Below are 26,409 nucleotides of genomic sequence, written 5' to 3' on the forward strand. Positions count from 1 at the left end.
CTTGCCTGAGATTGCAGGCAAAATGCAGTCATCGTCAGGATTCAGCCACTGGTCGCTGGCGGTGTGATAAGCAGTGAATTTTCAGGGACGATTCAAGAGCAAGGCCGAGGGAAATGCCATGGAACCGAACAAAGCCAGCACCCGCAATGCCTGGGATGCCGTCGCCAGCACTACCACGCAACTCAGAGACGGCAGCCTGGACCCAGCCCTCACCGCTTGGGTGAAAGCCCAGGGGTTCAATATCAACAGCACGGTCTTTTCCAGCGTCTGCCGTTTTGACGACGGGATTTATACCGGCACTCTGGTGGACCACCATGGCCACGCCTGGGAATTTCTGGCGGACCTGAACGACCCGGAAAGCAGCGACTTGGAAGATGTCACCGCCAACCTGGGTCCGAAATCCCCGGACCACCCTAACGCCGATCTCTGCGACCTGGTCACCATGGCGTTGTACTACCAGCGCGAGCAGCAAGTCGCGGCCTGATGCCAAGGATGCAAGCGCAGGGCGGAAATACCAGCACGGTATCCAGCTTGCCGTAGGAGCGGCGCTGGCGGCGTGATTCTTTCCATGCCACCCAGCCCGTTGGAGCCATGCTCGCATGGCGAATAGGTTTGGGATGGCATCAGGGCGGTAGATTTGGATAGACCTGTCGAGCGCTGAGAATCCTGATCGCCCTGCGGTCGATTTCCGCGCAAGCGCGGTTCGCATGTCGCAGATCCCCTGGGGGACAAGCATAGCTCCTACAGCGGCTTCGTCGAAATGACGAAGCACGAGGAACTTTCCAGACCTTCCCTATCCAACCAGCGTAGCTCGTAGCTCGTAGCTCGTAGCTCGTAGCTCGTAGCTCGTAGCTCGTAGCTCGTAGCTCGTAGCTCGTAGCTCGTAGCTCGTAGCTCGTAGCTCGTAGCTCGTAGCTCGTAGCTCGTAGCTCGTAGCTCGTAGCTCGTAGCTCGTAGCTCGTAGCTCGTAGCTCGTAGCTCGTAGCTCGTAGCTCGTAGCTCGTAGCTAATCATCCATCCCGTCGGAACGGCAGCAGGCTGCAGGCCTCTTCCCGATAACGCTGCACATGTGCCGCTTCTTCCCGGCAAAAATCCGCAATGGCGTTGTGAAAAGCCGGTTCGCGCAGGTGGTGCATGGACCAGGTAATCACCGGCTCGAAGCCACGCAGGATCTTGTGCTCCCCTTGCACGCCCGGGTCAAACGCCGTCAGCTGCCGCTCGATGGCAAATTCGATGCCCTGGTAATAGCAAAGCTCGAAATGCAGGCCGTCCCGCTCCTCCAGGCAGCCCCAGTAGCGTCCGTAGAGACAATCCGCATCGAAAAAATATAATGCGGCAGCCACCGGCCGATCTCCATCCCGGGCCAGCACCAGCATCAGCTGATCCGCCAGCCGCTCGCCCACGGCGGAGAAGAAGGCCTCGTTCAGGTAAGGCAACTGGCCTCGCTTCAGGTAGGTGCTGGCATAGCACTGGTAGAAGAAGGCCCAATCGCTGGCGCTGATCTGCCCCCCCTGATGACGGGTGATGGTCAGTCCCTGCTCCTGGACCCGGCGGCGCTCTTTGCGCAGGTTCTTGCGCTTGCGGGACTGGAACTGGCCAAGAAAATCATCGAAATCCCGATAGTCCCGGTTTACCCAGCGAAAATGGCAGGCCTGCCGGGATACCAGCGGCAGCTCCTGCAACTGTTCCCGGCAGGCCGCGTCGGGAAACAGCAGGTGCCAGCCACTGGCCTGCTGCTCCCTCAGCCTTTCCTGCACTCCAGCCCAGAGTGAATCTGCGGAGATCTCGCCCCGCCAGCGCGGTCCTGTGACCGGCGTAAAGGGGATCGAGGTAACCAGTTTCGGGTAGTAATCCAGGCCGTGGCGGTGATAGGCCTCAGCCCAGCTGTAATCAAACACGTACTCGCCCCGGGAATGGCTGCGCGCGTATAGCGGCACCCAGCCGGCAGCGGTTTCCAGGTGGCAAGGCTGCCAGCCGGTTTTAGGGGTAACGGCGCCACAGCCCTGCAAGGCATCGAAAAAGGCATCACTGAGGAACGGATAAACAGACACTGTGACTCCAAATGAGCATGCCGCATGAGTTTCGTCGCCGGCTTGGGTACAATGCGCGAATTGTACGGTTCAACAACCTGTGCCGACGGCTGGGATCTCGTCGCAAACAGTGACACCGTGCAATACCGCCTCGTTTTCCGGCGGTTTACAGAGACTGTTTCAGGCCCGACGCTACCCATTGTGACCGCATATTCTCCGCGGAACAGCGGCGTTACGGCCAGAATCAGCTACTTTTATCACTCATAGCTCAACAAGGTAACGTCAATTTCATGAATGTCTCTAAACCCCTGACCGTTTTTTATGTGGTTGCAGCCCTGTTATTAGCCATTCCCGGCGCCTGGCTGCTGTTTGCTCCGGAAATGGCACTGGTCACCCTCCACGAGAATCTCGCCGTGGTGAAAATTTCCAATATCCACAGCCAGCAAACCGGCCTGGGCCTGCTGCTGGCTGCAGTGGTAAATCTGGTCTGCCTGCTTGGCGGCGGCCAGCGCCTGCCCCTGCATGTGGCGGTGTTTTTCTACCTTGCCGGCCTGGTAGCCAGCCATGGCAGCGTAGTGTTTGCCGATCAGTGGTGGCTGTGGCTGCCGGTACTGGCCTACCTGCTGCCGCTGTTGCCACTGGGTAAACTGATACCGGCCAAACTGCCTCTGGGCGGTAACGGCCAGCAACGCGGCGAAGTGAAATGGTTCAACCCCAACAAGGGCTTTGGCTTTATCCTCACCGACAGCGGCGAGGAACTGTTTGTGCATTTCAAAGCGGTCCAGAATGGCGGCCGTCGCAGCCTGCGCACCGGCACCCGGGTCAGTTTTGATACCCGCATGTCCGACCGTGGTGAACAGGCCGATAACGTTTATATCGAACAATAACGCTGCTCGCGACAGGCCACCCGCTACCCGGCGTGTGGCCTGTCGCCGGTTGCCTGTATCGAGAGAACAATAATGACATTGGCAACGGCTGACTGGGTGGTCCTGGCGGGCTATCTGTGTGTAGTGCTGGGCATCGGCATCTATTTTTCCCGACGCAACACCAGTACCGAGGAATATTTTGTGGGTGGCCGCCGCTTTCGCGGCTGGGTCATCGGGCTGTCTCTGGTAGGCACCTCCATCAGCTCCATCACCTTTCTGGCCTACCCGGCCGACGCCTTCAAGACCGACTGGCTTCGCTACCTGCCCAACCTGGCCCTGTTGCCGGCCATGCTGGTGGCAGCCTTCGTCTTTCTGCCCTATTTCCGGCGCGGCAACATGACCAGCGCCTACGAATTTCTGGAACAACGCTACGGGCCTTCGATCCGTGTCTATGGCGCGGTTGCCTTTCTGGTGGCGCAGGTAGTGCGTCTGGCCATGATCCTGTGGCTGTTGTCTTTGCTGATTCAGCAAGTCACCGATCTGACACCCACCACCGCCATCATTCTGGGCGGCCTCTTTGTAGGCCTGTACACGGTCATTGGCGGTATCGATGCCGTTATCTGGACCGATGTATTGCAGACTGTGGTGCTGCTGCTCGGCGGACTGCTGTGCCTGTGGGTGATCCTGGATGCCCTGCCCGGTGGGCTCGGACAGGTGTTTGATCAGGCTGGCAAGGCAGGCAAATTTGCCCTGGCTCCCTGGGAAAACGGCGCCCCCGGCGAGACCTCCTGGTCGCTGTCGCTGAGCGAAAAAACCGCCACCATGATGTTGCTGATCGGTCTGACCAACTGGCTCACTGAATACTCCAGCAACCAGAATACCGTGCAACGCTACTGTGCCTCCCAATCCACCGCCGAAGCCCGCAAGGGTCTGTGGGTGTACCTGTTCACCGCCCTGCCGATCTGGGCTTTCTACATGTTCCTGGGCACCGCCCTGTGGGTGTTCTTTCAGGTCTACCCGGATGTGCAGGCCGGCGCCATTCTCAGCGGTGAAGCTCGTGCAGAAACCCTGATGCCCTATTTCATCACTAACTACCTGCCCGCCGGCGTGGCCGGGCTGGTGATTGCCGCCGCCCTGGCGGCGGCCATGAGCTCGCTGGATTCCAGCATCAACTCGGTGACCACGGTGAGCGTGGTGGACCTGTACCGGCGCCACTTTCACCCAGGTCAAAACGATAGGCATTATCTGAAAGTGGCCTGGGCCATCGCCGTGGTCGTTACCGGTCTGATGATTGCCGGGGCCCTGTGGCTGAATCAGGCGGACACCAAAACCCTGCAGGACACCTCGACGATTCTGGTGTCACTGCTGGGTGGCGGCATGCTGGGGCTGTACCTGCTGGGCTTTTTCAGCAAACGGGGGGACACCAGAGCAGCCTGGTGCGGGATTGCCTGCACCCTGGTGTTCACCGGCTGGACGATCCTGACCAACAAGGGAATGTTGCCGGAGGCGCTCAGCGCCCCCTTTGATCTCTACTACACCGGCCTGATCGGCAATCTGCTGATGTTTGTGGTGGGCTATCTGGCCGCCAGTTACTGGCCAGCGGAGAGGCCATCAGCCTTGTCGGCAGGTGCCGAAGACTGATTGTTCACTGCTGACGACGCGGGTGCAGGCATGGCTCGCGCCTGCAGCAAGCGATCACGGATCAGCCAACCGGCCGCCCAGAGCACCAGCCAGGGATCGATCAGGTAATCCCACAGATTGTCACTGGCCAGCAGATCGGCACCAAACGCCAACTGCGCGGTCGCCAAAATCATGCAGGTCGCGTAGGCACGCAGCACCCAGGCCAGCATGCCCAAAAGTAGCAGTGCGGTACTGAACCCGAAATTGCCAAAGCCCAGAGCATAGGGGTCGGCATAACTGGAGCCCAGGCTCATCGGGTAGAACCACAGCGCCATCAGCACCAGCATCAGGCAGGCACCCCGCAGCTGTTTCAGGGGCAGCCAGTAATGGCCGGCAATGCGATGCTGGATGGCCAGCATCGCCAGCAGACCCGAGGTAATGCTGAAACCGGCCAGGTAGCTGATCACCCACGGCGCCAGCCCCCAGGGGAACGGCAGCACCGACCAGACGAACACCACCACGGACAGGATGATCCGCCCGCGCACGGATAGCAGCGAGGCGCTGATACGCAGTTGTACCGCCACCAGCACCAGAGCGCAGACCATAATATCAAGCGTCATTACCCGGCTCCTTGGTATCTTTCTTGCCCGCATCTGCTTTCAGCCAGACGTGGCGAATCGCGGTTTTGTTCCAGGTGTACACCATGTGCAAGTCACCATTGCGAGCGCGAACCATGTAGGGATAGTCGTACTGGAACTCACAGCCCAGGCGGCCATCGCATTTGTTGTGGCGGGCTCGCTCCAGCAGCCGGGCGGGATCTTCCGGCGGCACATCACTATTGAGCTCCGGATTGATCAGGGCGCTGAATTCCTGCTCAGTCATTTCTTCACCGCGCCAGCGTTCCCGGTCGTGAAAGGTCCAGCGCTCCTGCCAGTTATTGCCGCCATCACGGGTTTCGCGGATACACAGATCATCGCGCTCGATACGGTTGCAGTTGGCGGCTACCAGCCAGTGGCCTTCTCCCATGGCCAGACCGCTCAAGGCTGCACTGGGATTTTCGAGGGAAGAATACTCAAGCTCATCCCACTGCCAGCCCCCGTCGTGGCTTTCTGACTGATAGAGAAAGCCATTGTTGGGCTCGTTCTCATTGCGCAAGAAGGTCACCGCATGAGAAGAACTGTCTACCAGCACCAGTGGCTGGATCGCCTTGCGCCCATGACCTATACGCGCCTTGCCGAGAATCTGGTTGTCCTTGTCCAGCCGCAATATTTCACCGAACTTGCCGACCATTTCGTGATAGACCGGCAGACCGATGGTGCCATCGCTGTAATGAATAGGGGCCGTTTTTACCAGGGTACTGATATTCAGAAAGGGAGTAGTGACCAGCACCTTGTCAAAGCGCCAGTTTTCACCCTGATCAAACGACTCCAGCACCACCACTCGGCTACCCGCCCAGCCGCCAAAACTGACTGCCACCACGAACAGGCGCATACGGCCATCATCATCGAGCACCGGAACCACGTTGCCGAGCTTGCGAACATGGCGCCCCCAACCATCCGCTATCTGTTGCCGGGTAATGACTGGTTGTTCATTGGACCAACTACCGGACTGTGGATCGAACAATGAGGAATGAATAGCCACATCCGCCGCGCCTTCGCGGCTGCCGGCAAACCAGAAGGCCCGCAGGGTACCGTCCGGCAGCTCCAGCATGGAAGCGGCATGAACCATCGGCGTGTCCCCATCCGACACAAAAGCACTGCGCCATTGCACGTTATCCGGCGCCTTTCCCCGTGGCTCCACGACCATGGATGGGCCGGGCTTCCAAAGGTGGGGGGGGGAAGCGGCAAAATATCCCGCTACCAATGCAGCCCCAACAAATAGATGAAATGCACGTTTAAGCATAGTTAGCTGGCCAGAAAACTATTGTTATTGTGCCGGTAACCGGGGACCACCGACCTGCGGCAGGCAAGTCTAGCAAAACCGCATAAAATTGCCTGCCACCGAAGTGCCCAATGACAACCGATCATCCGAAGCGGGCAGCAGAAAGATCCGGCAACGGTCAAAATATGTTCAGCGGTATCTCAATAATGGCATAATGCCGCCGCACTCGATTCCAATAACAGGTATGCAAGGATCCCTCTTTTTCTATGAACAGACTCATTGTTCTCTTTCTGGCGCTCTTTGTTGCCTCTTTCACCTGGGCTGCCGACAGCAACGACCTCGAAGACTGGAAACTGGTCAGCGATCGTAACGATATCCAGGTGTACATGAAGCATCGGGATGAATCCCGGTTGAAGACCTTCCGCGGCGTGACCCGTTTTACGCTCGTCGACGAATACTCTCTGGTCGCCTTGCTCAATGATTATCCTTCCTACCCGAAGTGGTTGCACTTTGTGGATAGTGCGGAAGAATTCAACCGGGTCAGTCCGCTGGATCGCTCCCTGCGCTTTACCACCCAGCTACCCTGGCCACTGGCGGACCGGGAAGCCGTTTTGCGTGCCAAGGTCACCCAGACTCTGACTGAAGACGAAGAATCGGTGATGGTGGATCTGATCAACCGCCCTGATGCCCTGCCCCCCAATAATGAGTATATCCGCTTCCCGGAGATGACCGGCAAGCTGGGCTTCCGGCGCCTGGGCGACCAGGAAGTGGAAATGACCTACGAGCTGATTCTCGACCCCGGCGGCTATATCCCCGCCTGGATCCCCAACATCCTGCTGCGTGATGCCCCCTACTTCACTCTGGAGCGCTTGCGCCGCATCGTCAGCAAACCGGAATACCAGAATCACTACTATGATTATCTGGATCTGCATGGCCCCGGTCGTCCGGCGGCGGTAGCAAACAGCACAAAAAATCAAAACGTAACAAAGTAATTATCAGTCTGTCATTTTCGGCCAGCTCTCCATTACCATAAGGGAAACACCTGAACAGGTACGGAGAGCTCCTCGCCATGCGGTTGTTTTTCTTCCTTTATAGCTGGCTTGTCTTTGTCCCGCTGGTCGCGGTCACCACCCTGCTGCTGGGAGCAGTCTGTCTGCTGCTGGTTCCCTTCCTGCCTGCTGATCAGGTCGCCCGCCTCACAGCCGTACCCTGGGCCAGACTGTGTCTGCTCTACAGCGGCGTGCGCGTGGATGTGCATGGCCGCGAACACCTGCAGCCCGGCCAGAGCTATGTGATCGTCGCCAACCACCTCAGCCAGTTCGACATTTTTGTGCTCTATGGTTATCTGGGGGTGGACTTCCGCTGGGTCATGAAACATGAACTGCGGCAGATGCCGGTGATCGGAATCTGCTGCGAAAAGCTCGGCCATATCTTCATCAACCGCTCCGACACCCAGGCCGCCATTGCCAGCCTCAACCAGGCCCGCACCCGCCTGGCCAACGGTGCCAGCGTGCTGTTCTTCCCGGAGGGCACCCGCAGCCGCAGCGGGCAGCTCAAGCCGTTCAAGAAAGGGGCCTTCAAAATGGCTCAGGATCTGCAACTGCCTGTGCTCCCCGTCACTCTCACCGGTACCTTCGAGATATTGCCACCGGGGACCGCCCGACTGCGCCCAGGACAGCATGCCCAGATCACCCTGCACCCCGCTATCGCCTCGGTGGGCTCCAGCGAGGCGGAGCTGGTACAGTTGATGCACCAGAGCCAGGCAGCCATTGCCGCCCCCCTCGGCGAAGCCTGCCCCCAGCCCAGCCTCTGAGCCGGTTATCCTCAGCGCCGCGACCCGGCGGCGCCACCGTCACGGAGGGACTTCCTTGTTCGACAAGATTGGCCCATTCTGCAGTGACAAAGTGTCTACACTCGGTCGCCAAATCGAGTTGCAAGTTGAAAGTTCAACGTTGAAAAGCGCAGGCGCCAGCAGTGCCAACTGAAAAGCTCTGACCCGCGCCTTGAAACTTTGAACTTTCAACTTGCAACTGAATTAGCGGATACAGGAGTCATCATGAAGAATTTTAAAGACAAAGTTGCCGTTATCACCGGTGCCGGTTCTGGCATTGGCCGTGCCCTGGCCCAGGAACTGGCGTCCGCCGGCGCCAAGCTGGCTCTGTCCGACATCAATGAAGCCGGCCTGAAGGAAACCGCCGATCTGCTGGGGCTCGGTGAAGACCGGCTGATGACCCGCAAACTGGACGTGGCCGATCGTCAGGCGTTTTATGATTTTGCCGATGACGTAGTGAATCATTTCGGTTATGCCAACATGATCTTCAACAATGCCGGTGTTGCCCTTGGCGCCACCGTTGAAGACATGAACTACGACGATTTCGAGTGGCTGATGAACATCAACTTCTGGGGAGTGGTATACGGCACCAAGGCATTTCTGCCCTACCTGAAGCAGGCCGGCGAAGGTCACATCATCAATATTTCTTCCATTTTCGGTTTGGTGGGCATCCCCACCCAGTCCGCCTACAATGCGGCCAAGTTTGCCGTGCGCGGCTTCACCGAGTCCCTCCGCATCGAGTTGGAAATGGAAAACAGCCCGGTTTCCTGTACCTCTGTGCACCCCGGTGGCATCAAGACCAACATTGCCAAGGCCGCACGCATGGACAAAAGTGTTGAGCGTATTACCGGTGGCGACAAGGAAAAGGCCATCCAGGATTTCGAGAAACTGTTCCGCACCACTCCGGAAGAAGCCGCCAGCACCATCCTCAAGGGCGTGCGCGGTAACAAGCGCCGGGTGCTGATTGGCTCTGATGCGGTTGCCGTGGACACCATGCAACGCCTGTTGCCCACCAGCTACCAGAAGCTGGTTGCCATGGGTCAGAAGTACATGAACAAGAAGTAAGCATCCTTGCAAGAACGTCCCTATTCCCAGGCCGCCGAAAATAACAAGGTGCCAATCCTGGCCGTGCTGCAACAGCACTGCCAGGTGCCGGGCACCTTGCTGGAGATCGGCGCCGGCACCGGCCAGCATGCGGCCTGGTTATCGGGGCGCCTTCCCCATCTGCACTGGCAGCCTTCCGATATGGCCGCCAACCTGCCCCATATAAGGCAATGGCAGAGTGATCCGGGCAGCCGGGCACTGCCACCGATAGAGCTGGATGTGGCCGCTCAATGGCCCGCCGGCCCTTTCGATTACCTGTTTACCGCCAACACCTTCCACATCATGGCCGCGTCATTGGTGGAAATCTGTATCCGGGAGGGCTGTCGACACCTGACTGATCGGGGCAAATTTCTGGTCTATGGCCCCTTCAACTACGACGGCCAGTACACCAGTGACTCCAACCGTCAATTTGATCAGTGGTTAAAGGATGTGGACGACAATCGCGGCATTCGCGATCAGGAGTGGGTAGTGGAACAGTTTGCCCGCCAGCAACGACGCCTGCTGGCCGACCATGAGATGCCCGCCAACAACCGGCTGCTGGTGTTTGGGGCTTAGCCGGGCTATCGGGCTATATAGTGCGCCGAATAGTGCGCATCCTCGGCTTGAGATAGGCCACCCCGAAAATCATGATCATCAGGGCATCGCGCCAGTGAAACAGGCCGCGCCGACGAATCCACACCATGAAGCCGACACACTCCAGGGCATGCAATACCGCCACCACCAGACCGGCCCCCAACAGCAAGCGATCAAACGGGGATGGCAGATCCAGGAAAATGGCTAACCCTACCGCCACCCAAAACACTACAATAACGCCGCGAAGCAAGCCCATAGCAAACATCCTCTGACAGCGCTGGCTATTTTTTCTACAATACCCCGTTTTCAGCAGGAACGGGTGGACTGATTACCGCCCGCGGCTGTGTGCCGCCAGTGCCAATATCGGCACATACTCTTGCATTCAGACTGAGCGAATACATGCAAAAAGACAACACAAGCACCTGGACCCTGGATCAGTTCCCGGTGCCGGAAAAAGACGGCGAAACCCGCTTCCACGATTTCGATCTGGACCTGAACCTGATGCGCGGCATCGCCGACCAGGGCTTCCAGTACTGCACCCCCATCCAGGCAGAAGTCCTGGAGCACACCCTGGCCGGCGCCGACGCCATTGGCCGGGCCCAGACCGGTACCGGCAAGACTGCCGCCTTCCTGATCACCGTGATCAACGACCTGTTGCGCCACCCGATCCAGGTAAAACGCTACGCGGGCGAGCCCCGTGCCCTGATCGTGGCCCCCACCCGGGAACTGGCCATGCAGATCGAGAAGGACGCCAGAGCGCTGGCCAAGTACACCGACCTGCAGGTGATGAGCGTGGTTGGCGGCATGAACTTCAACCGTCAGCAGGAACGCCTGCAGAACGAGTTGATCGACATTCTGGTGGCCACTCCCGGTCGCCTGCTGGATTTCGCCAAGCGCCGCGACCTGTGGCTGGACCGGGTGGAATTCCTGGTACTGGATGAAGCGGATCGCATGCTGGATATGGGCTTTATCCCCGATGTGAAACGTATCGTCGGCATGACCCCGAAAACCCGATACCGGCAGACCCAGCTGTTCTCCGCCACTTTCAGCGAGGATGTGATGAACCTGGCCCGCCGCTGGACCGAAGACGCCGAAGTGGTGGAAATCGAGCCCACCCAGGTGACCACCGACACCGTGGAGCAGAAGGTCTACATCACCAATGCCGATGACAAGTTCACCCTGCTCTACAACCTGATCACCGGCATGAACATGGACAAGGTGATCGTGTTCGCCAACCGCCGGGATATTACCCGTCGGGTCAGTGACCGCCTGCACAAGAAAGGCCTGAAGGTATCACTGATCTCCGGTGACGTGCCCCAGACCCAGCGCATGAAGACCCTGGAACGGTTTCGCGCCGGTGATCTGCAGGTGCTGATCGCCACCGACGTGGCAGGCCGCGGCATCCATATCGACGGCGTGTCCCACGTGGTCAACTACAACCTGCCGGAAGACCCGGAAGACTACGTGCACCGTATCGGCCGTACCGGCCGGGCCGGCGCCAGCGGCATGTCCATCAGCTTCGCCTGTGAAGATGATGCCTTCCTGCTGCCGGAACTGGAAAATGCCATCGGCATGAAACTGGAATGCGAGTATCCGCCGTCGGACCTGCTCGCCGAAAAGGACGCAGACAATGGCAAAACGCATCAGCCCGGATGAGGGCAAAACCCGTTTCGAGCAAGGCGATGCCCTGTTCGTGGACATTCGCGACCCGGCCAGCTTTGCTGCTGGCCATTTACGCGGTGCCGTCCACCTGACCCAGGCCAACGTGGAACCATTCCTGGCCAATACCGCTCCGGAAAAGCCGCTGGTGATCTACTGCTACCACGGCAACAGCAGCCAGGGCGCCGCCGACTGGTTGAACGAACAGGGATTCAGTGACGTGGTCAGCCTGGACGGTGGCTATGAAGTCCTGCGCCAGCGCTTCCCGGAACTGCTGGAAGAAATGGCCTGACCTCCTGACGATGACCCGCATAACTGTGCCGTGGCCATCGTCACGAGTTTTTCCTTCGCCCGGTTTCATCAGCTTTTTGTTGGAAGCTGCCTGCAGCCGAGCCTTTTGCCCTTCAGGCAGACTCCTAAAGAACGGACGGTTTCACCCTCAGAACCGGTAGCCCAACCCCACCATGTAGACCCACGGATCGATTTCCACATCGATCTTGTCCACGCGGGCATCATTCACATACAGCCGTGCCTCGGTATCAATATCGATGTTCCAGACGCTGACGTTGAACAACCAGTTTTCGTCGAGCGCAAAGTCGGCCCCCACCTCCCAGGCAAAGCCCATGGAGTTACTCAGCTTCACATCGGCATCGGCACCGGCCAATAGCGGGCTCACCACAGAATCATCAATGCTGTCGTCAAAAAACAGCGTGTAGTTCAAACCCGCACCAACATAAGCCCGCATCGGCCCGACTTGTGGCGCATAGTATTGCGCCAGCAGCGTCGGCGGCAGGTGGCTGGTTTCCCCAATGGCAATATCACCGCCCCCGGTCTCCAGGAGGATGTCGTGGGTAAAGGGAGTCGCACCCACCAGCTCAACACCAATGGAGTCGGTCACCATATAGGCCAGCGTCAGGCCCACTTGGGTGTCGTCATCCACGTCCACACCAAGCCCCCCCACTGCCGGCAGGGCCGGATTGAAGGTCTCACTGCTGGCATCCGGCTCAACCTTGAGTCCCCCCAGACGCACAATCACGTCCCCCGCTTTATGGGCCATGACAGGCCCGGCCATCAACATCCCGGTTAGCAGCAGCGCCGCTTTTCCTTGTCCTCGCAGTTGCATACAGTACCCCTTTCTTCCAGCAAGATAGAGTCAGCGACCAGAAACCCTCACATGGCCACCGCACCGGCACTATTGAAAGGCCGATTGCGACCAGGGGTATTGTTCTGAATCAATAAAAAGAGGCTTTACTACCATGTCATCCGCTCAACTGATCTCCGCCCTGCGCGATGCGCACCAGGCACACCTTTGTGCACAACTGCAAAACGAGGAGCACTGGCAGGCCCTGATGGCTCAGGCCAGCGTCAGCCTGGGCGTTGTCCCCCTGGGTAAACTGGTAGACAGTGATTCCCTGACCACCGTCGTGGACCAATGGCTGCAACAGGCGCTCAGCGCCCAAGGGCTGCAGGGTGTGGTCAGCGACGTGAGCAAGGCGGTCTGGGAAGCCGCCGAAAAGGATCCGGCCACCGTGGGCGAGCTGCTCAGCGAGGACCATTTCGAGGCGATCCTGGAGCAGGTACTGAAGCTGCAGACCCTGCGCGAGAAAGCCGTCCACGCCGCCATGAACCACCCGCTGGTCAGCGAAATGGTCAGCGAAATGCTCTACACCGGCATCAAGAATTTTCTGCTGGAAGAGAACGCCCTGGCCAAACTGCCCGGCGTCAGCAGCGTGATGAAAATGGGCCGCAAGAGCATGGTGGGCAAGGCCATGGGCGGCATGGAAGAATCCATCCGCGATTATTTGAGAAAGAATATCCGCGTCACCCTGAAAACCGGCGAACAGTGGCTCAATAAACAACTCACCAATGACCGCATCGAACAACTGGCCCGGGACGGCTACCAGCGCGTGGCGCCCCTGAAACCTGCCGACTATTTGAAGCTGGTGCCGGCCGGCACCATTGATGAAGTGGTCAGCCAGAGCTGTGCCATCGGCGACGAAACCGCCCGCCTGGATTACACCCGCCGACTGGTCAGCGTGGGTATCCACGCCGCCGTTCAATCCCTCAGCGACATGCCCCTGCAAACCCTGCTGGACGGCATGAAGATCAGCGAAGAGCAAGTTCGTGAAATCACCGCCCCCGCCCTGGCCCGCGGCGCTACCGTCCTCATTGAACAGGGCGTGCTGGAACCGTTTATTCAATGGGTGCTGGATGACTTTTATCAGTCGGAAGCGTGCAAAAAGATAGTGAACAGTTAACAGTGAATAGTTAACAGCTACGCGACCCTGCTTTGGTGGAGTTTAAAACCTGAGAGGCCGCGCCCAGAGTCTGGACGCGGCCTCTTTCGTTGGAGAAAAGAAAAAATCTAACGCGAGCTCTCGCTGTTAACTGTTCACTATTAACTGTTAACTAGAGGAACGACTCCGCGTATTCCGCCAGCAACGATCTCGGCACTCCGTTCAACTGCACCGAACCACCATGAACGAACCGTTTGAAGCGTTCGGTCATGTAGGTCAGACCAGAGCTGGTGGGTGACAGGTAAGGTGTGTCGATCTGGGCCAGGTTGCCCAGGCACACCACCTTGGAGCCTTCCCCGGCCCGGGTGATGATCGCCTTCATCTGGTGGGGGGTCAGGTTCTGGCTTTCATCGATCAGGATCAGGGATTTCTGAAAACTACGGCCGCGGATATAGTTCATGGCCTTGAACTGGATATTGGCCTTTTCCTTCACGTATTGAATACTGCCGGAGGGGTTTTCATCGTTCAGGTGCAACGCCTCTATATTATCGTTGATGGCCCCCAGCCAAGGGTCCATTTTTTCCTCTTCGGTGCCGGGCAGGAAGCCATGCTCTTCCGCCAGAGGCGGTGTGGAGCGGGTGGCAATGATCTTGTTGTAGCGCTTCTGTTCCACCGTCATTTCGATTGCGGCGGCCAGTGCCAGGATGGTCTTGCCGGAACCGGCCGCGCCGGTGAGCGTCACCAGATGCACATCCGGGTCCATTAACAGTTGCAGCGCCATGGCCTGCTGCAGGTTCTTCGGGCGCAGCCCCCAGACTTCCTGATCGAGCAGACTGTCGGCCTTGTAGTGACGCAAGGTCACCACGCCGTTGTCCACATCCAGCACCCGCCCGACGAAGCCCTGGTCATCGATGATGTACTGGTTGGGATAAACCTCTTCACCCAGAATTTCGCTGACCAGCAAGCCGTGGGACAGATGGTGCAGGGTATCAGCCCCCACCTGCTCGGTTTCCACCTGGGTCACCTGATCCCAGAAGGAACCGGGCACTTCGAAATAGCCTCGGGTCAGCTGCTTGATGTCCGTGACCAGCTGATCGTTGTGATAATCCTCCGATTCGATGCCGCAGGCCCGCGCCTTGAGGCGCATGTTGATATCCTTGGTGACCAGAATGAAACGACGCTCCGGCTGCCTGGACTGCATGGCCACCACATCATTGATGATGCGATTGTCGTTCAGGTCATTGGGCAAGGGGGCATTCAGCTCGCCGGACGTCGACATCAACACCGTCAGCGTGCCCTGGGTGACCGTCTCCGGCCCTCGGGGAATGGGGATACCCGCTTCCACCTGCGCCGGCGTGGCGCTACCCAGCACCCGGTCGATCTGGCGAATGGCCGCACGACAATCCGCCGCCGTATGGGATTTGCTGCCGCTCTTCAGCTTGTCCAGTTCCTCCAGCACCGTCATGGGGATCACCACCCGATGTTCCTCGAAATTGAGTAACGAATTCGGGTCGTGGATCAACACATTGGTATCGATGACGTAGGTTTTTTGCTGTTCTTGTTCGAGGGTTGAATCGTTCTGGTTGGCGCTTGCGTGGTTGATGGAGAGGGTGTGAAGTCTGGCCGCGCGCTCTTCCATGCGTATCCCCTGTGACGGTTGCATCGTGGGCAGCATTTGGCTGAGACGTCAGATCTGGCTCTTAGTCTGAGAAAGCGAGAGTGACGCCTGCGCCTGCCGCCGTTGGTTTAAGCCTTTTGGCGGTTCAGTTGCAGCAGCTGTAACAGCTTTTGATCGCGATCACTCCCGCAATGGCGGGAATGGAATTACCATAACCCAGCTTTTTCAAAATGATCAATAGCAAACCTCGTAAAGTTTTCCGTCAGACGGGCGGACGGTTGGCATAGGGTTTAGAATTCGCACTGATTTGGTTTTCTCCATTGTCTGAATACAGGTTATCGCCATGCCCCTTGAGCACCCGCAAGTGATGATGCCGCCACCGGCCCTGTACCTTGGTGGCCTGCTGATGGGCTATGGCATCGATCAGGCCCTTACCCTGCCCGCCCCGGCGTTTCCCGGCGACCGCTGGGTGATACTGGCCCTGGCCGTGATCGGCACCGCCCTGGTTCTGGCTGCGGCCATCCAGTTACGCCTGGCACGCACCACCCTGGTTCCCCATCGCCCGGCCAGCAAGCTGCTTACCCAGGGCGTGTTCCGGCTGAGCCGCAACCCCATCTACCTGGGCTTTACTGCCCTGTACCTGGCCATGGCACTGAACCAGCACAGCCCAGGCATGCTGATCATGCTGGTACCGGTTGTCTGGGTTATCCAGCAGCATGTGATTGCCGCGGAAGAGACGTTTCACGCCCAGCAGTTCGGAGAGCAATGGCAGGCCTATCGACAGCGAGTTCGCCGCTGGCTGTAACACTGACCCGGGCACGGATGGCTGTTGCTTGCGGCCCGCTCTTGAGAAATTCCACTGCGCCCAGCTTGCCGTGTTGCAGGCGCATATGGCGGGAACCGAAGTGCCCCGGCACCAGGGTGCTGGCACGGGTCTGGCGGGGCAGCCAACCCAGCCGCCGATACAACTCAGCCACCAGCTCTGAACAGAACCAGCCACGCTGATCCGGCTTGCGGGTAAAACCGGTGAGCACGTCCAGCGCATTGCACAGCACATAGTTCTTGTAGGGGCGATGGAGCAGGCGTTTCACCATTCGCGCCAGCAGTTGCTGCTGCCGGTCGCTCAACGGCGGGCCATGCCGCCGACGCAACGCCACAGTGCCTGGGTAATCTCGCAGCTTGTCCACCAGCGGCACCAGCGCCACACCGGCCACCGGACACCCCAGGGTCACATCTGACGATTCACTGAGGGTGGTGGATTCGAGAACCAGAGGGTCGGGATTGCCGGGCAGGTGCACCACCATGCCGATATGACTCCAGGGGCTGCGGGTAAAGACCCGGATCACCTCACTGGTAAAACCACGGCCGGAAAACAACAGCAGATCCCCGGTTCGCAGTGAGCAAGCAGAATCAAGAGGCATTGTCATGGGCACAGCCACAGGCTCTTATCCGTTGCAGGACTATCCTGGAGCCACACTAGGAACCCGCCGTGACAGTTCGCTGACAGCGGGGTCACGGTTTGGTGAAGCTTCTAGCTTCTAGCTTCTAGCTTCTAGCTTCTAGCTAATGAGCGTGTAATCCGGCACGGCGTCGTCAAGAACAGATTGGTTTTACCTGGTAGCTGGGCCATCCGTCATCTCCCCGTCACACCCGTACGTTAGGGTCACCTCCTCTTTGCCTGTCCCCGCCCCCGCCTATGGAAGACAAGCTTTACCTGCTGCAACGCCATCTGCCCGAACTTCTGCATCTGGATGCACTGATTCGTCATGGTGAACGTCACCTGCGTGTGTCCACGGTCCATGAAGTGCCCATGGGAGAGCTGTCATTGCCGGTGCGGGTGATCGAAATGGGCAGCACCTCTCCTGGCGTGCCGGTTATCGGTTTTTTTGGCGGAGTCCATGGCGTGGAGCGAATCGGCAGTCAGGTGCTGATGTCCTGGCTGCACAGTCTCATTCATCGTTTGCAGTGGGACGATCAGCTCCACCGGCGGCTGGAGCAGGTGCGGCTGGTATTCATGCCCATGATCAACCCGGGCGGTATCTGGAAGCGTACCCGCAGCAACCCCAATGGGGTGGACCTGATGCGTAACGCTCCTATTGATGCCATGGGCCGAGTGCCGTTCCTGGTGGGCGGCCACCGCATCAGCCGACATCTGCCCTGGTATCGGGGCAAAAGTGGCGCCCCCATGGAGCCGGAAGCCCAGGCAGTGGTTCGTGTAGTGCGGGAAAAACTGATGCCGGCGCCGTTCTCCATAAGCCTGGACTGCCACAGCGGCTTTGGCCGACGCGACCGCATCTGGTGCTGCTACGCCCGCAGCCATCGCCCCATTCCCCATATCGGCGAGGTATTCCGGATCAAGCAGCATTTCGAGGACACCTACCCTCACCATCACCCCTACCTGATCGAGCCGCAGTCGGTGAACTACACCACCCACGGCGACCTGTGGGATTACCTCTACGACGATGCCCAGGATCGGGCACCGCAACACACCTTCCTGCCCTTTACCCTGGAAATGGGCTCCTGGCTGTGGGTGCGCAAGAACCCCCGACAGATGTTGGATTTCTTCGGATACTTCAACCCGGTGATCGGCCATCGCCATCATCGGGTACTGCGCCAGCACCTTCCCCTGTTCGAATTCCTCACTGCCATGACCGCCAACGCCGGCAACTGGCTACCCACTACCCGGGAAAAACCAGAACTGACCCGGCAGGCGATTGCCCACTGGTTTGGGGACGCCGACTAACCGCTGACCTTTTGTAGGAGCTTGCCTGCAAGCGCTTTTCAATATATCTGTGAGCCAGCCATCCATTCATGGCCCCGACCTTGCAACAGAAAAGCCCATTGGGTCCGCCGCCCGGCTGACTTACACTTTGCCAAACGCTTCGATAAGGACACACCATGAAAGCCCTGTTTCTTGCCCCCCTTGCCTTGCTGGCCGGCTGCCAGCACCTGAACTACCAGCCGCCAGAGGGCGAGGAGACTGCCCAGGTCACCTTTACCAGCAACAACACCGCCGCCCAGCCGGTGGTTTGCGTACCCGGCAAAGGATTCAAGTCCACCGAATACGCTATTTCACAAACGCCCTTCGGTGGCGACGCCCTGAATGATCTACTGGAAACCATGAAAAAAAGCCCGGAAGTCACCACCGCCATCCCGGCTACCCCGGCAACCCGGATCGGCGTCACCTATAACCGCCGTAATGCCGACAACACACGGGATCGCTGCAAGGTCGCGCTGCAATTCGACCCACAAGCCGGTAGCGACTACCGGGCACACTTTGTTCACGAGAAAGGGCAATGCGGCTTGTCCCTGACGGATGCAGACGGTTCCAGTGTGGATGCCGTGCTGGTTGACTGGCAGTGCCCATAATTAACGCACCAATGCGGTGCGCAGCACCAAGTTTGCGCACCGCATCCTCGCCTTCCACTTTAACAATTCCTCAATATTCCTCGCCCAAAAATACAAACCTCTGTTTTTAAAAGATAAAAAATAGTTGGCACATTCTCTGCTATAACTCATGTGAGCCGAACAGGCGGTGCGTCACCAACGCACACTTGAACAAATTAGACTTGTTAAGAGGGTTGCACATGAAAAACGTATTTGGTCTGAAGAAAACCGTTTTGGCCGCTTCCATCGTGGCTGCCAGCCTGGCTCCGGCCATCGCTGCAGCAGAAGTCAGCGGTACCCTGGGTGCTTCCAGCCAGTACTTGTGGCGTGGTCAGCAGCTGACCGACGGTGCTGCGGTATACGGTAGCGTTGACTACTCCCACACTTCCGGCCTCTACGCTGGTGCCTGGGCATCTTCTGAAACTGACGACACCGAGTACGACCTGTACGCCGGTTTTGGTGGCGAGATCGAAGGTCTGAGCTACGACATCAGCTACATCGACTATAACTACACCGCTGGCGGCACCGCAGGTGACAATCCTGCATCTGGCGCTGACTTCCAGGAAGTACACCTGGGTGTAGGCTTTGCCGGCCTGAGCGCTGACGCCTTCATCGGTGTAGGCAACTCAGGTAAGGGCGGCGACGAAGATTACGAAAGCGACTACTTCGCTGTGGGTTACGGCTACGACAAGTACTCCGCCACCGTAGGCTTCTACGACTTTGAAGCGGATGACAGCGACTACACTCACGTGGATCTGGGCTACGCCGTTACCGATCAGTTCACCTTCACCCTGTCCAAGATCGTGGATCAGGAAGAAGACAATACCTACGACGACGATCTGGTCATGAGCGTTTCTTACGAGTTCGCGCTTTAAGCACCAAGAAAACGGGCGGCTTACGCCGCCCACTGTTTAACGCCGCGGGGCTCTCCCTGGTCCTCGCAAACACGCAAGCAACCCCGCGGCGTCTTTTTACCTTCCACGCAACATCCCCCTCGCTCCACGCAACACGCCAACCTGTCGTTATTTCTTTGCAGAAAAGTACACTACCAGCGCATCATGATCCGATACCGGCGCCACCCCCTGGCTGCCATAGAGGCTGTCATAACGGCCCGCATTGCCGCGGCTTGCCGCTACTCTGCTGACGGACATTTTCAAATCCGCTGACACCCAGATATGGTCCAGCGCCTGTGGTCGACAGCGGTGACGAAAGCTGTAGCGTTCCGGCTCCGGCAGACGCTGCCACAGATTGAATAACCCGGATTCAGCGAAACGTTCGTAGCTGGCAGAAAAACGGCCGGCATCCCAGGTGGTATTGAAGTCCCCGGCCATTACCAGCGGCCCGTCCTGCTCGCCCACCCAGTTAGCCAGCAGAGCAGCCTGACTCTGTCGTTTCTCATGGACCTGTGGCTTGTGCAGACCCCGCGCACTACGCAGGTGCACAATCACCAACTGCCATTGCCGGGGATCTTGCAGCGTCACGCGCAGGGGTGGACGGGAAAACAGTGTGTGACCGTGAAAGCCCTGCTCCGCAAACAGACGACTCACTGACGCAATCCGCACCGGCGGCCGATAGAGCAGTCCCACATCCATACCGGAAGGATCATTGCCCTCTTTTAGTACCACGCGGTAGTGGTGGCCCTTACGGGCCAGGCGGGCTGTCAACTTTTCCAGCAGCTCGCGATTCTCCACTTCCTGTACCGCCAGCATATGGGGCGCCTGCAAAGGCCCGGCGATGAAATCTGCCAGCGCCTGTATTCGCCTGTTCAGCACAGCAGAAGAAAGCGGCTCATCCAGACGGCTGTCTTTACGGGTATCGCGAAGCCGCCATAGATTCAGCGTCGCCAGGGTCCATTCATCCGCTTGTGGGGCGGGCACACCTTGAGCCGGAGCCAGGTTTCGGCAATCCGCCGGCAGGACCAAAGGAACAAGAAACAAGTAGATGATCAGTAAATGGCGCATTGACGCAGTCTATGGGGTGTTGGCAAAACCCAGTAGAGGCGAAGTCTCAAACACAGGTAGGAAAGATGGTGCAGTTCGCCCCAGGCTCAGTGGCACCCTACGTTTTGCAAAACCGCGGAAGTTTACGCTCAAAAAAAACCCGCCGAGGAGGCGGGCAAGGGGTTTGTGAACAACAGAATCAGGGTCGATAGACCACTTTCAGGTCCGGGGTCACCCGTGATGCATCCAGATAACCGACAAAGTTTCGATTACTGCCCACCAGCATGATCATCTCCTGGTCACTGGAGACCTCCCGGGGTGGCATGCCACGGCCGGTAAAGATCATCCGCGCCCAGTAGCTTTTCATCTGCTCGGCACTCTTGCCCAGCACCTGCTGGTAAAAGTCATCCCGGGCACTGCCCCGAGACGGCAAATCCAGCGGCTTCACCGAGATACCGGAGACCCGACGGGTTTGCCCATTGAAGATCTGTCGCACTTCATCCTGGGTGAGTGCATCAAGACTGCTGCTGGCGGACACCACCACTACCGGTTCTGCCTGGGCGGCGGACGCCAGCATCAGGAGCAATGAGAACATTATTTTTTTCATGGTCATTCCCCCTTAAAAAACCAGATCCGCACTGAGACGAACCACCGTGGCATGATCATCCTCAAGCTCGCCACCGTCGGTCACAAAGAAGCCGGAGGTGGTCACGTCACTGTCGGAAAAATCGTAGTAATAGCTGACTTCCCCTTTCAGCGCGATGGAGTCGCTGAGGGAATAGCGCAGCCCGCCGGTCCAGCTTTTTTGTTGCTCCGCCAGACTGTTATTCAGGGCAGCAGGAAGGCTGTTATCCAGATCACGGGGAGTCACTTCTGCCCAGGTCACCATGGGCATCCACTTGCCCAGATACTTGCCGAGGGTGACATAACCGCTTTCGCTGCTGGGGTACCAGTTACCGAAATCCAGTCGCGCCTTTTCTGCGGAGAAGAACCAGTTGCCGTCATCGTATTGCAGGCCCACGCCGGCAAAATAGGTGTACACCCCATCAAATGACAGCCCCAAAATGGGCGGTATCCCGGCTGCTGCCAGATCATCCTGGCTGACAGACACATCCGCAGCACTATAGGCGGCTCTCGCCGTCCAGTTGCGCCAGTGGCTGGTAAAATTCAGGCCGCTCAGATCATCCGCCTGAAACTGGGCATTGGCCACACGCTCACCCCCATCCACGGTACTGGAACCCCAGAACCCGGAAAGACGGTGCGAAACCGGCCCGGTGGTAAAACGCCAGGAAGCTTCTATCGCTTCCATGGTTTTCACCGGCGCCAGCTGATATACCTCCGCCGGCAGGCTGGCCCACGGGTAAGCGTAGCCCACATCGATGTACTGGGAGTGCATGTAGAACGGCGCCACGATGCGCCCGGCTTTGACGCTGACAGAGTCACTGACCTGGTAATCCAGATAGGCCCACTGCAATTCCGCATTGAATTCGTCATCACCGGAAGCAAACAGCTGCACCACGGCTTCCGCCCGGTCGCTGAGTTTGGCATTGAACTGTACGCCGGCGCGGGTCAGGGAATCGTGGCTCCACTTGTCGCTGGCGCCATCGATATAGCTGGCAGAGCCAGAGGTAGTGTCCACCTCTGCCCGGGACATGCCGGCGGAGAGAAACCCGTTGATGCGGATCCGGTCACCGGCATCGTTCAGCGTATTGGTGAATTGCTGTTTTTCCAGCTGCTCCAGGCGCTGCTCATAATCGCGCAGCGTCTGCTGGACATCACTTTCCGGAGTCTGGGCCCACACCGGGCTTGCACTCAGGGAAGCGCCCAACATTACGGATAATGCCTTTTTCATAGATCCCCCACGCTTTTATAGTCGTTATTGCTACGCTACGACTACGAATAAAGCATGGCATTATCCGCAAAAAGGAACCGGGTTCAACCGTCAGTTTGGGACGCCCGTTTTACCGGAAATCCTGTACAGGCATCTTCTCCGCCCTTCAGGTGGAAGCAGATCTCCACGGTCTCGCCAGGAGCCGGAACCTCAGCAAGTTTCATCAGCATCAGGTGCCTGCCCCCCGGTGCCAGCGGGACACTGCCCCTGGCCGGGATTTCCAGATGATGCAGGTGCACCATCCTGCGGCTGCCGTCAGCGGCGCTTTCCACATCATGCAGCATGGTATGGCCGGCGGCCGAGGTGCTGACGCCGGTGATGGTCACTGCCTCATCGCCGCTATTGTTCAGGGTCACATAACCCGCCATGGTCGGCGATACCGGCGGTACCGCGCGCAGCCAGGGATCGGCAAAGGTCAGTTCCGCATGGGCGGGCATGGCAAAGGCCAGCACAGCGACCACCAGCAGGGATTTAAAGGAGCGTTTTGGCATCGGCTACCACCTCGTCAATGGTGAAGTCCGCCGGATACAGCTTGCGCACCCGGCCCTGGTCGTCCAGCAGATAGATATAGTCACTGTGGGTGAACAGGTAATCCTGTTCCTGCTGATCCTTGATGAACACCACCCCGTACTGCTCTGCCACCTGGCGGATTTCCTCCAGGCTGCCGGTCAGGCCGATGATGTCCGCCTTGAACCAGGGCAGGTATTTCTTCAGGTGATCCGCCGTGTCACGCTCCGGATCGAAGGTGATAAAAACCGGTTGCACCTGATCCGCTTCACCTGCTTCTTCCAGTTTCCGGTACACCTGAGCCACCCGGGCCAAAACCGCCGGGCAGATATCCGGACAATGGGTGTAGCCGAAAAACAGGATCGACACCTTGCCTTTGAGCTGTGAGTGACTGAAAGGCTCGCCGTTCTGGTCAGTCAGTGTAAACTCACCCCCCAGCCTGGTATTCACAGGCAAGTCACTTTCCTGCTTGCCACAGCCGACCACCAGAAGGGTCAGCAGCAAAGGCAGGATGTACGGCAGTTTTCGCATGATCTCTCCGGTTGGTATAATCCGCGCCCATTTTGACGCTATTCGAGGGTTAGGCAAGCCAAAGCGGCTTACTACGACCCAATGATGGAGGTGCCCCTTGGCACGCAAGCTTTTCATTCAGACCCACGGCTGCCAGATGAACGAGTACGATTCCTCCCGCATGGTGGACCTACTCGAATCCAGCCACGGCCTGGAGCCCACCGACAATCCGGAAGAAGCAGACGTATTACTGCTCAACACCTGCTCGATCCGCGAAAAAGCCCAGGAAAAGGTGTTTCACCAGCTGGGTCGCTGGAAAAAGCTCAAGGACGCCAAACCGGACATGGTGATCGCGGTAGGCGGCTGCGTGGCCAGTCAGGAAGGCGACGCCATCCGTGACCGGGCCCCCTATGTGGACGTGGTGTTCGGCCCGCAGACCCTGCATCGCCTGCCCGGCCTGATTACCCAGGCCGCCACCACCCGGAAACTGGCCATCGATGTGACCTTTCCGGAAGTGGAAAAGTTCGACAACCTGCCGGAACCTAGCGTGGATGGTCCCAGCGCCTTCGTGTCCATCATGGAAGGCTGCTCCAAATACTGCACCTTCTGCGTGGTGCCCTACACCCGCGGCGAGGAAGTGAGCCGCCCGGTGCAGCCGGTGCTCAAGGAAATCGAGCACCTGGCGGAAATGGGGGTGCGCGAGGTCAACCTGCTGGGCCAGAACGTGAATGCCTACCGGGGCGTTGGCGCCGATGGCGACACCCTGGATCTGGCCGACCTGATCCGGCTGATCCGCGACATCGACGGCATCGACCGCATCCGCTACACCACCAGCCACCCGGTGGAGTTTTCCGATGCGCTGATCCAGGTCTATGAAGACGTACCGGAACTGGTCAATCACCTGCATCTGCCGGTGCAATCCGGCTCGGACCGTATTCTTGCCATGATGAAGCGCAACCATATGGTGCTGGAATACAAGAGCAAGTTGCGCAAGCTCAAGCGCATCCGCCCGGACATCTCGTTCAGCTCCGATTTCATCATCGGCTTCCCCGGGGAGACCGACCGGGACTTCGAAGACACCATGAACCTGATCCACGATATTGGCTTCGACATGTCCTTCAGCTTCATCTACAGCGCCCGCCCCGGCACCCCGGCGGCAGACCTGCCCGATGATGTGCCCATGGAAGTGAAGAAGCAGCGGCTGGCCATTCTGCAGCAACGCATCACCCAGAATGTGCAGGACATTTCCCGCAAGATGGTGGGTAGCACCCAGCGAATTCTGGTGGACGGTTTCTCCAAGAAAGACCCGGGCCAGCTCAAGGGCCGCACGGAGAACAACCGGGTGGTGAACTTCCGCAGCGATGACACCGATCTGATCGGTAAATTCGTGGATATCACCATCGAGCAGGCCTACAGCAACTCCCTGCTCGGCAGTGATCCGCGCAACCCGGGCTGAAGCACGTGGTTAAAGCGCCACGGCGCGACCGATAAACAGGATCGGCCCGGTGGGCCGGTCGCCGGGAGAGCCGCCGGGCGGTTCCAGAGTCAACTCGAACAACTGACCACTTTCCACTCCGCCCACGCGGTTGGCCGGCACCACCAGCGGCTCGCCGGGTTGCACCAGGCCCAGGGAACGAGGCCCAAGTGCCGGGTCCGCCAGGGTCCAGAACTGGACACTGCGGTCCGCCGGGTAGTCGCCATCTTCCAGCGGCGTCAGCTGCAAGTCACCTTTGGCAGAAACGGTAACCCGCCAGCCCGGACTGGCGGCCTCGCCAGGCGCCTGCAACACTACGGTATAAACCGGCGCCGGCACACGTAACGGCCCCAGCAGCAATACCAGCGCCACCAGCAGGGCAGCACTGACCATTCGCCACAGCGAAAGGCTTTGCCAGAGCCCCTGCCAACCAGCCCACCAACCGGTGGCATCCGCGCCGATGCGCCGGGAAATTCGCCGCCATAACCGCGGCGGAAGCGGCACCGGATCCAGCAGCTCCACCGCCCCCAGCCAGTGCTCCCGCCAATGGCTGGCCAGCCGGGTGGCGTCTTCGTCCTGCTCCAGCCAGCGCTCAATCTCTGCCGCCTGCTCACGACCATGCAGACCGAGAACGTGTTCGGCAATCAACAGATGCTGCGCGTCGGAATCCTCAGGAATCATAGTCGCAGGCACTCCTGCAGCCCTTTCAGCCCGGAGCGGACCCGGCTTTTAATGGTCCCCAGGGGAACGGCCAGGGTTTCGGCAATCTGCTCATAGGTCAGCCCCAGATAAAAGGCCATCAGGATGGGCCGGCGACGCTCCATCTGCAGATCCTGCAAACACCCGACAATGGCGCGGCGCTGATCATCGTTGACCGCGCACTGCTCCGGTGAGGGCCCCGGTTCCGGCCAGTTATCGCCGGGCAAGGGTTCAGCACTCTCCCGACGAGAACGCTGCTGTTGATCGAGCAATCGGTATCGCAGTAATGCGAACAGCCAGGTCCGGGCACTGCCACGCTCACTCTGAAAGCGTCGGGCGTTGTTCCAGACCTGAACGAAGGTATCTTGCAAGGCATCCTCAGCCAGCGATAACTCACCGGTAAAACCACGGGCCAACGCCAGCATGCGAGGTGCTTCGTTGAGATAGAGCTGATGGAAGGCCTGCCGGTCTCCCCGTGCACTGGCACGCAGCAGGGTGTTGCCCTCTTCCAGATCAGCACGCGAATCATCCATGAGCTTGCATCCCAAGCGAACAGCGAGATGAAGATGATTCACCACAACG

29 protein-coding genes are annotated in these 26,409 nt (G+C 58.8%); 15 read left to right on the forward strand and 14 right to left on the reverse strand.

The features are described from left to right. The first annotated feature begins 118 nt into the window (after positions 1-118). Positions 119-484, forward strand: coding sequence for a hypothetical protein (locus tag KZ772_RS07360; RefSeq protein WP_290539148.1), 366 nt, complete (start codon positions 119-121; stop codon positions 482-484). Between the two features lie 526 nt (positions 485-1,010). On the opposite strand, the gene KZ772_RS07365 is transcribed toward KZ772_RS07360, so the two are convergent. After that, a complete protein-coding gene (locus tag KZ772_RS07365) occupies positions 1,011-2,051 on the reverse strand; it encodes a GNAT family N-acetyltransferase (protein ID WP_290539149.1) in 1,041 nt (346 codons plus the stop codon). Between the two features lie 269 nt (positions 2,052-2,320). On the opposite strand from KZ772_RS07365, the gene KZ772_RS07370 reads away from it, so the two are divergent. Beyond that, the gene (locus tag KZ772_RS07370) at positions 2,321-2,917 is read left to right on the forward strand and encodes a cold shock domain-containing protein (protein ID WP_290539150.1); all 597 of its coding nucleotides are present in this window, start codon (positions 2,321-2,323) and stop codon (positions 2,915-2,917) included. 72 nt (positions 2,918-2,989) lie between these two features. Continuing rightward, complete coding sequence (locus KZ772_RS07375; RefSeq protein ID WP_290539151.1) at positions 2,990-4,537, forward strand: sodium:solute symporter; 1,548 nt, start codon at positions 2,990-2,992, stop codon at positions 4,535-4,537. On the opposite strand, the gene KZ772_RS07380 is transcribed toward KZ772_RS07375, so the two are convergent. Both KZ772_RS07380 and KZ772_RS07385 read right to left on the reverse strand, forming a co-directional pair. Then, positions 4,486-5,136: a hypothetical protein gene (locus tag KZ772_RS07380; RefSeq protein ID WP_290539152.1), complete on the reverse strand. Its 651-nt coding sequence runs from the start codon at positions 5,134-5,136 to the stop codon at positions 4,486-4,488. The genes KZ772_RS07375 and KZ772_RS07380 overlap by 52 nt on opposite strands. Beyond that, on the reverse strand, positions 5,126-6,322 hold the full coding sequence (locus KZ772_RS07385; RefSeq protein WP_290539153.1) for a sialidase family protein: 1,197 nt from the start codon (positions 6,320-6,322) through the stop codon (positions 5,126-5,128). Before KZ772_RS07385 ends, KZ772_RS07380 begins: the two co-directional genes overlap by 11 nt. A 341-nt stretch (positions 6,323-6,663) precedes the next feature. On the opposite strand from KZ772_RS07385, the gene KZ772_RS07390 reads away from it, so the two are divergent. The 4 genes from KZ772_RS07390 to KZ772_RS07405 all read left to right on the forward strand — a co-directional run bounded on the left by KZ772_RS07390 (position 6,664) and on the right by KZ772_RS07405 (position 9,887). Further along, positions 6,664-7,389: an START domain-containing protein gene (locus tag KZ772_RS07390; protein WP_290539154.1), complete on the forward strand. Its 726-nt coding sequence runs from the start codon at positions 6,664-6,666 to the stop codon at positions 7,387-7,389. Positions 7,390-7,466: 77 nt separating this feature from the next. Beyond that, entirely contained in the window at positions 7,467-8,210 is a 744-nt protein-coding gene (locus KZ772_RS07395) for a lysophospholipid acyltransferase family protein (protein WP_290539155.1), read from the forward strand. A 243-nt stretch (positions 8,211-8,453) separates the two neighbouring features. After that, on the forward strand, positions 8,454-9,293 hold the full coding sequence (locus tag KZ772_RS07400; RefSeq protein WP_290539156.1) for an SDR family NAD(P)-dependent oxidoreductase: 840 nt from the start codon (positions 8,454-8,456) through the stop codon (positions 9,291-9,293). 6 nt (positions 9,294-9,299) lie between these two features. Beyond that, positions 9,300-9,887 (forward strand): DUF938 domain-containing protein, encoded by a 588-nt coding sequence (locus tag KZ772_RS07405; RefSeq protein WP_290539157.1) that lies wholly within the window; start codon positions 9,300-9,302, stop codon positions 9,885-9,887. A gap of 13 nt (positions 9,888-9,900) precedes the next feature. On the opposite strand, the gene KZ772_RS07410 is transcribed toward KZ772_RS07405, so the two are convergent. Continuing rightward, complete coding sequence (locus KZ772_RS07410) at positions 9,901-10,161, reverse strand: DUF1145 domain-containing protein (RefSeq protein ID WP_290539158.1); 261 nt, start codon at positions 10,159-10,161, stop codon at positions 9,901-9,903. Between the two features lie 143 nt (positions 10,162-10,304). Here KZ772_RS07410 and rhlB point away from each other — a divergent pair, with 143 nt between their 5' ends. Together rhlB and glpE are read left to right on the forward strand one after the other, a co-directional pair. Beyond that, positions 10,305-11,561, forward strand: a complete 1,257-nt coding sequence (gene rhlB / locus KZ772_RS07415; protein ID WP_290539159.1) for an ATP-dependent RNA helicase RhlB — start codon at positions 10,305-10,307, stop codon at positions 11,559-11,561. Beyond that, the gene (gene glpE, locus KZ772_RS07420) at positions 11,536-11,856 is read left to right on the forward strand and encodes a thiosulfate sulfurtransferase GlpE (RefSeq protein ID WP_290539160.1); all 321 of its coding nucleotides are present in this window, start codon (positions 11,536-11,538) and stop codon (positions 11,854-11,856) included. The genes rhlB and glpE overlap by 26 nt, the downstream gene beginning before the upstream one ends. A 147-nt stretch (positions 11,857-12,003) precedes the next feature. Here the strand turns inward: glpE and KZ772_RS07425 are convergent, their stop codons facing one another. Beyond that, positions 12,004-12,687 carry an OmpW family outer membrane protein gene (locus KZ772_RS07425; RefSeq protein WP_290539161.1) on the reverse strand — a complete coding sequence of 228 codons (684 nt, stop codon included), beginning with the start codon at positions 12,685-12,687 and terminating at the stop codon, positions 12,004-12,006. 133 nt (positions 12,688-12,820) lie between these two features. On the opposite strand from KZ772_RS07425, the gene KZ772_RS07430 reads away from it, so the two are divergent. Then, a complete protein-coding gene (locus tag KZ772_RS07430) occupies positions 12,821-13,822 on the forward strand; it encodes a hypothetical protein (RefSeq protein WP_290539162.1) in 1,002 nt (333 codons plus the stop codon). Positions 13,823-13,973: 151 nt separating this feature from the next. Here KZ772_RS07430 and KZ772_RS07435 read toward each other — a convergent pair whose 3' ends face one another. Continuing rightward, positions 13,974-15,440, reverse strand: coding sequence for a PhoH family protein (locus tag KZ772_RS07435; RefSeq protein WP_290539163.1), 1,467 nt, complete (start codon positions 15,438-15,440; stop codon positions 13,974-13,976). A gap of 322 nt (positions 15,441-15,762) precedes the next feature. On the opposite strand from KZ772_RS07435, the gene KZ772_RS07440 reads away from it, so the two are divergent. Further along, a complete protein-coding gene (locus KZ772_RS07440) occupies positions 15,763-16,224 on the forward strand; it encodes an isoprenylcysteine carboxylmethyltransferase family protein (protein ID WP_290539164.1) in 462 nt (153 codons plus the stop codon). Here KZ772_RS07440 and KZ772_RS07445 read toward each other — a convergent pair. Continuing rightward, a complete protein-coding gene (locus tag KZ772_RS07445) occupies positions 16,124-16,846 on the reverse strand; it encodes a YiiX/YebB-like N1pC/P60 family cysteine hydrolase (protein ID WP_290539165.1) in 723 nt (240 codons plus the stop codon). The genes KZ772_RS07440 and KZ772_RS07445 overlap by 101 nt on opposite strands. A 269-nt stretch (positions 16,847-17,115) precedes the next feature. Between KZ772_RS07445 and KZ772_RS07450 the strand changes: the two genes are divergently transcribed. From KZ772_RS07450 to KZ772_RS07460, 3 genes are all read left to right on the forward strand, one after another. Further along, a complete protein-coding gene (locus tag KZ772_RS07450; protein ID WP_290539166.1) occupies positions 17,116-18,162 on the forward strand; it encodes a M14 family zinc carboxypeptidase in 1,047 nt (348 codons plus the stop codon). A 155-nt stretch (positions 18,163-18,317) separates the two neighbouring features. Then, entirely contained in the window at positions 18,318-18,788 is a 471-nt protein-coding gene (locus tag KZ772_RS07455) for a hypothetical protein (protein ID WP_290539167.1), read from the forward strand. A gap of 218 nt (positions 18,789-19,006) precedes the next feature. Then, entirely contained in the window at positions 19,007-19,681 is a 675-nt protein-coding gene (locus KZ772_RS07460) for a TorF family putative porin (protein WP_272963317.1), read from the forward strand. 147 nt (positions 19,682-19,828) lie between these two features. Here KZ772_RS07460 and KZ772_RS07465 read toward each other — a convergent pair whose 3' ends face one another. The 5 genes from KZ772_RS07465 to KZ772_RS07485 all read right to left on the reverse strand — a co-directional run bounded on the left by KZ772_RS07465 (position 19,829) and on the right by KZ772_RS07485 (position 23,675). Next, positions 19,829-20,767: an endonuclease/exonuclease/phosphatase family protein gene (locus KZ772_RS07465; RefSeq protein WP_290539168.1), complete on the reverse strand. Its 939-nt coding sequence runs from the start codon at positions 20,765-20,767 to the stop codon at positions 19,829-19,831. 178 nt (positions 20,768-20,945) lie between these two features. After that, positions 20,946-21,341 (reverse strand): hypothetical protein, encoded by a 396-nt coding sequence (locus tag KZ772_RS07470; protein ID WP_290539169.1) that lies wholly within the window; start codon positions 21,339-21,341, stop codon positions 20,946-20,948. A gap of 24 nt (positions 21,342-21,365) precedes the next feature. Continuing rightward, positions 21,366-22,598, reverse strand: coding sequence for a hypothetical protein (locus KZ772_RS07475; protein WP_290539170.1), 1,233 nt, complete (start codon positions 22,596-22,598; stop codon positions 21,366-21,368). Positions 22,599-22,681: 83 nt separating this feature from the next. Continuing rightward, positions 22,682-23,128: a copper chaperone PCu(A)C gene (locus tag KZ772_RS07480; protein ID WP_290539171.1), complete on the reverse strand. Its 447-nt coding sequence runs from the start codon at positions 23,126-23,128 to the stop codon at positions 22,682-22,684. Beyond that, complete coding sequence (locus KZ772_RS07485) at positions 23,109-23,675, reverse strand: SCO family protein (protein ID WP_290539172.1); 567 nt, start codon at positions 23,673-23,675, stop codon at positions 23,109-23,111. Before KZ772_RS07485 ends, KZ772_RS07480 begins: the two co-directional genes overlap by 20 nt. Positions 23,676-23,772: 97 nt before the next feature. Between KZ772_RS07485 and miaB the strand changes: the two genes are divergently transcribed. Beyond that, the gene (miaB, locus tag KZ772_RS07490; RefSeq protein ID WP_290539173.1) at positions 23,773-25,110 is read left to right on the forward strand and encodes a tRNA (N6-isopentenyl adenosine(37)-C2)-methylthiotransferase MiaB; all 1,338 of its coding nucleotides are present in this window, start codon (positions 23,773-23,775) and stop codon (positions 25,108-25,110) included. 9 nt (positions 25,111-25,119) lie between these two features. Here the strand turns inward: miaB and KZ772_RS07495 are convergent, their stop codons facing one another. Beyond that, complete coding sequence (locus KZ772_RS07495; RefSeq protein ID WP_290539174.1) at positions 25,120-25,809, reverse strand: anti-sigma factor; 690 nt, start codon at positions 25,807-25,809, stop codon at positions 25,120-25,122. Further along, a complete protein-coding gene (locus KZ772_RS07500; RefSeq protein ID WP_290539175.1) occupies positions 25,806-26,360 on the reverse strand; it encodes a sigma-70 family RNA polymerase sigma factor in 555 nt (184 codons plus the stop codon). Before KZ772_RS07500 ends, KZ772_RS07495 begins: the two co-directional genes overlap by 4 nt. Positions 26,361-26,409 lie beyond the last annotated feature (49 nt).

This window comes from Alcanivorax sp., assembly GCF_019431375.1.
GTDB lineage: Bacteria > Pseudomonadota > Gammaproteobacteria > Pseudomonadales > Alcanivoracaceae > Alcanivorax > Alcanivorax jadensis_A.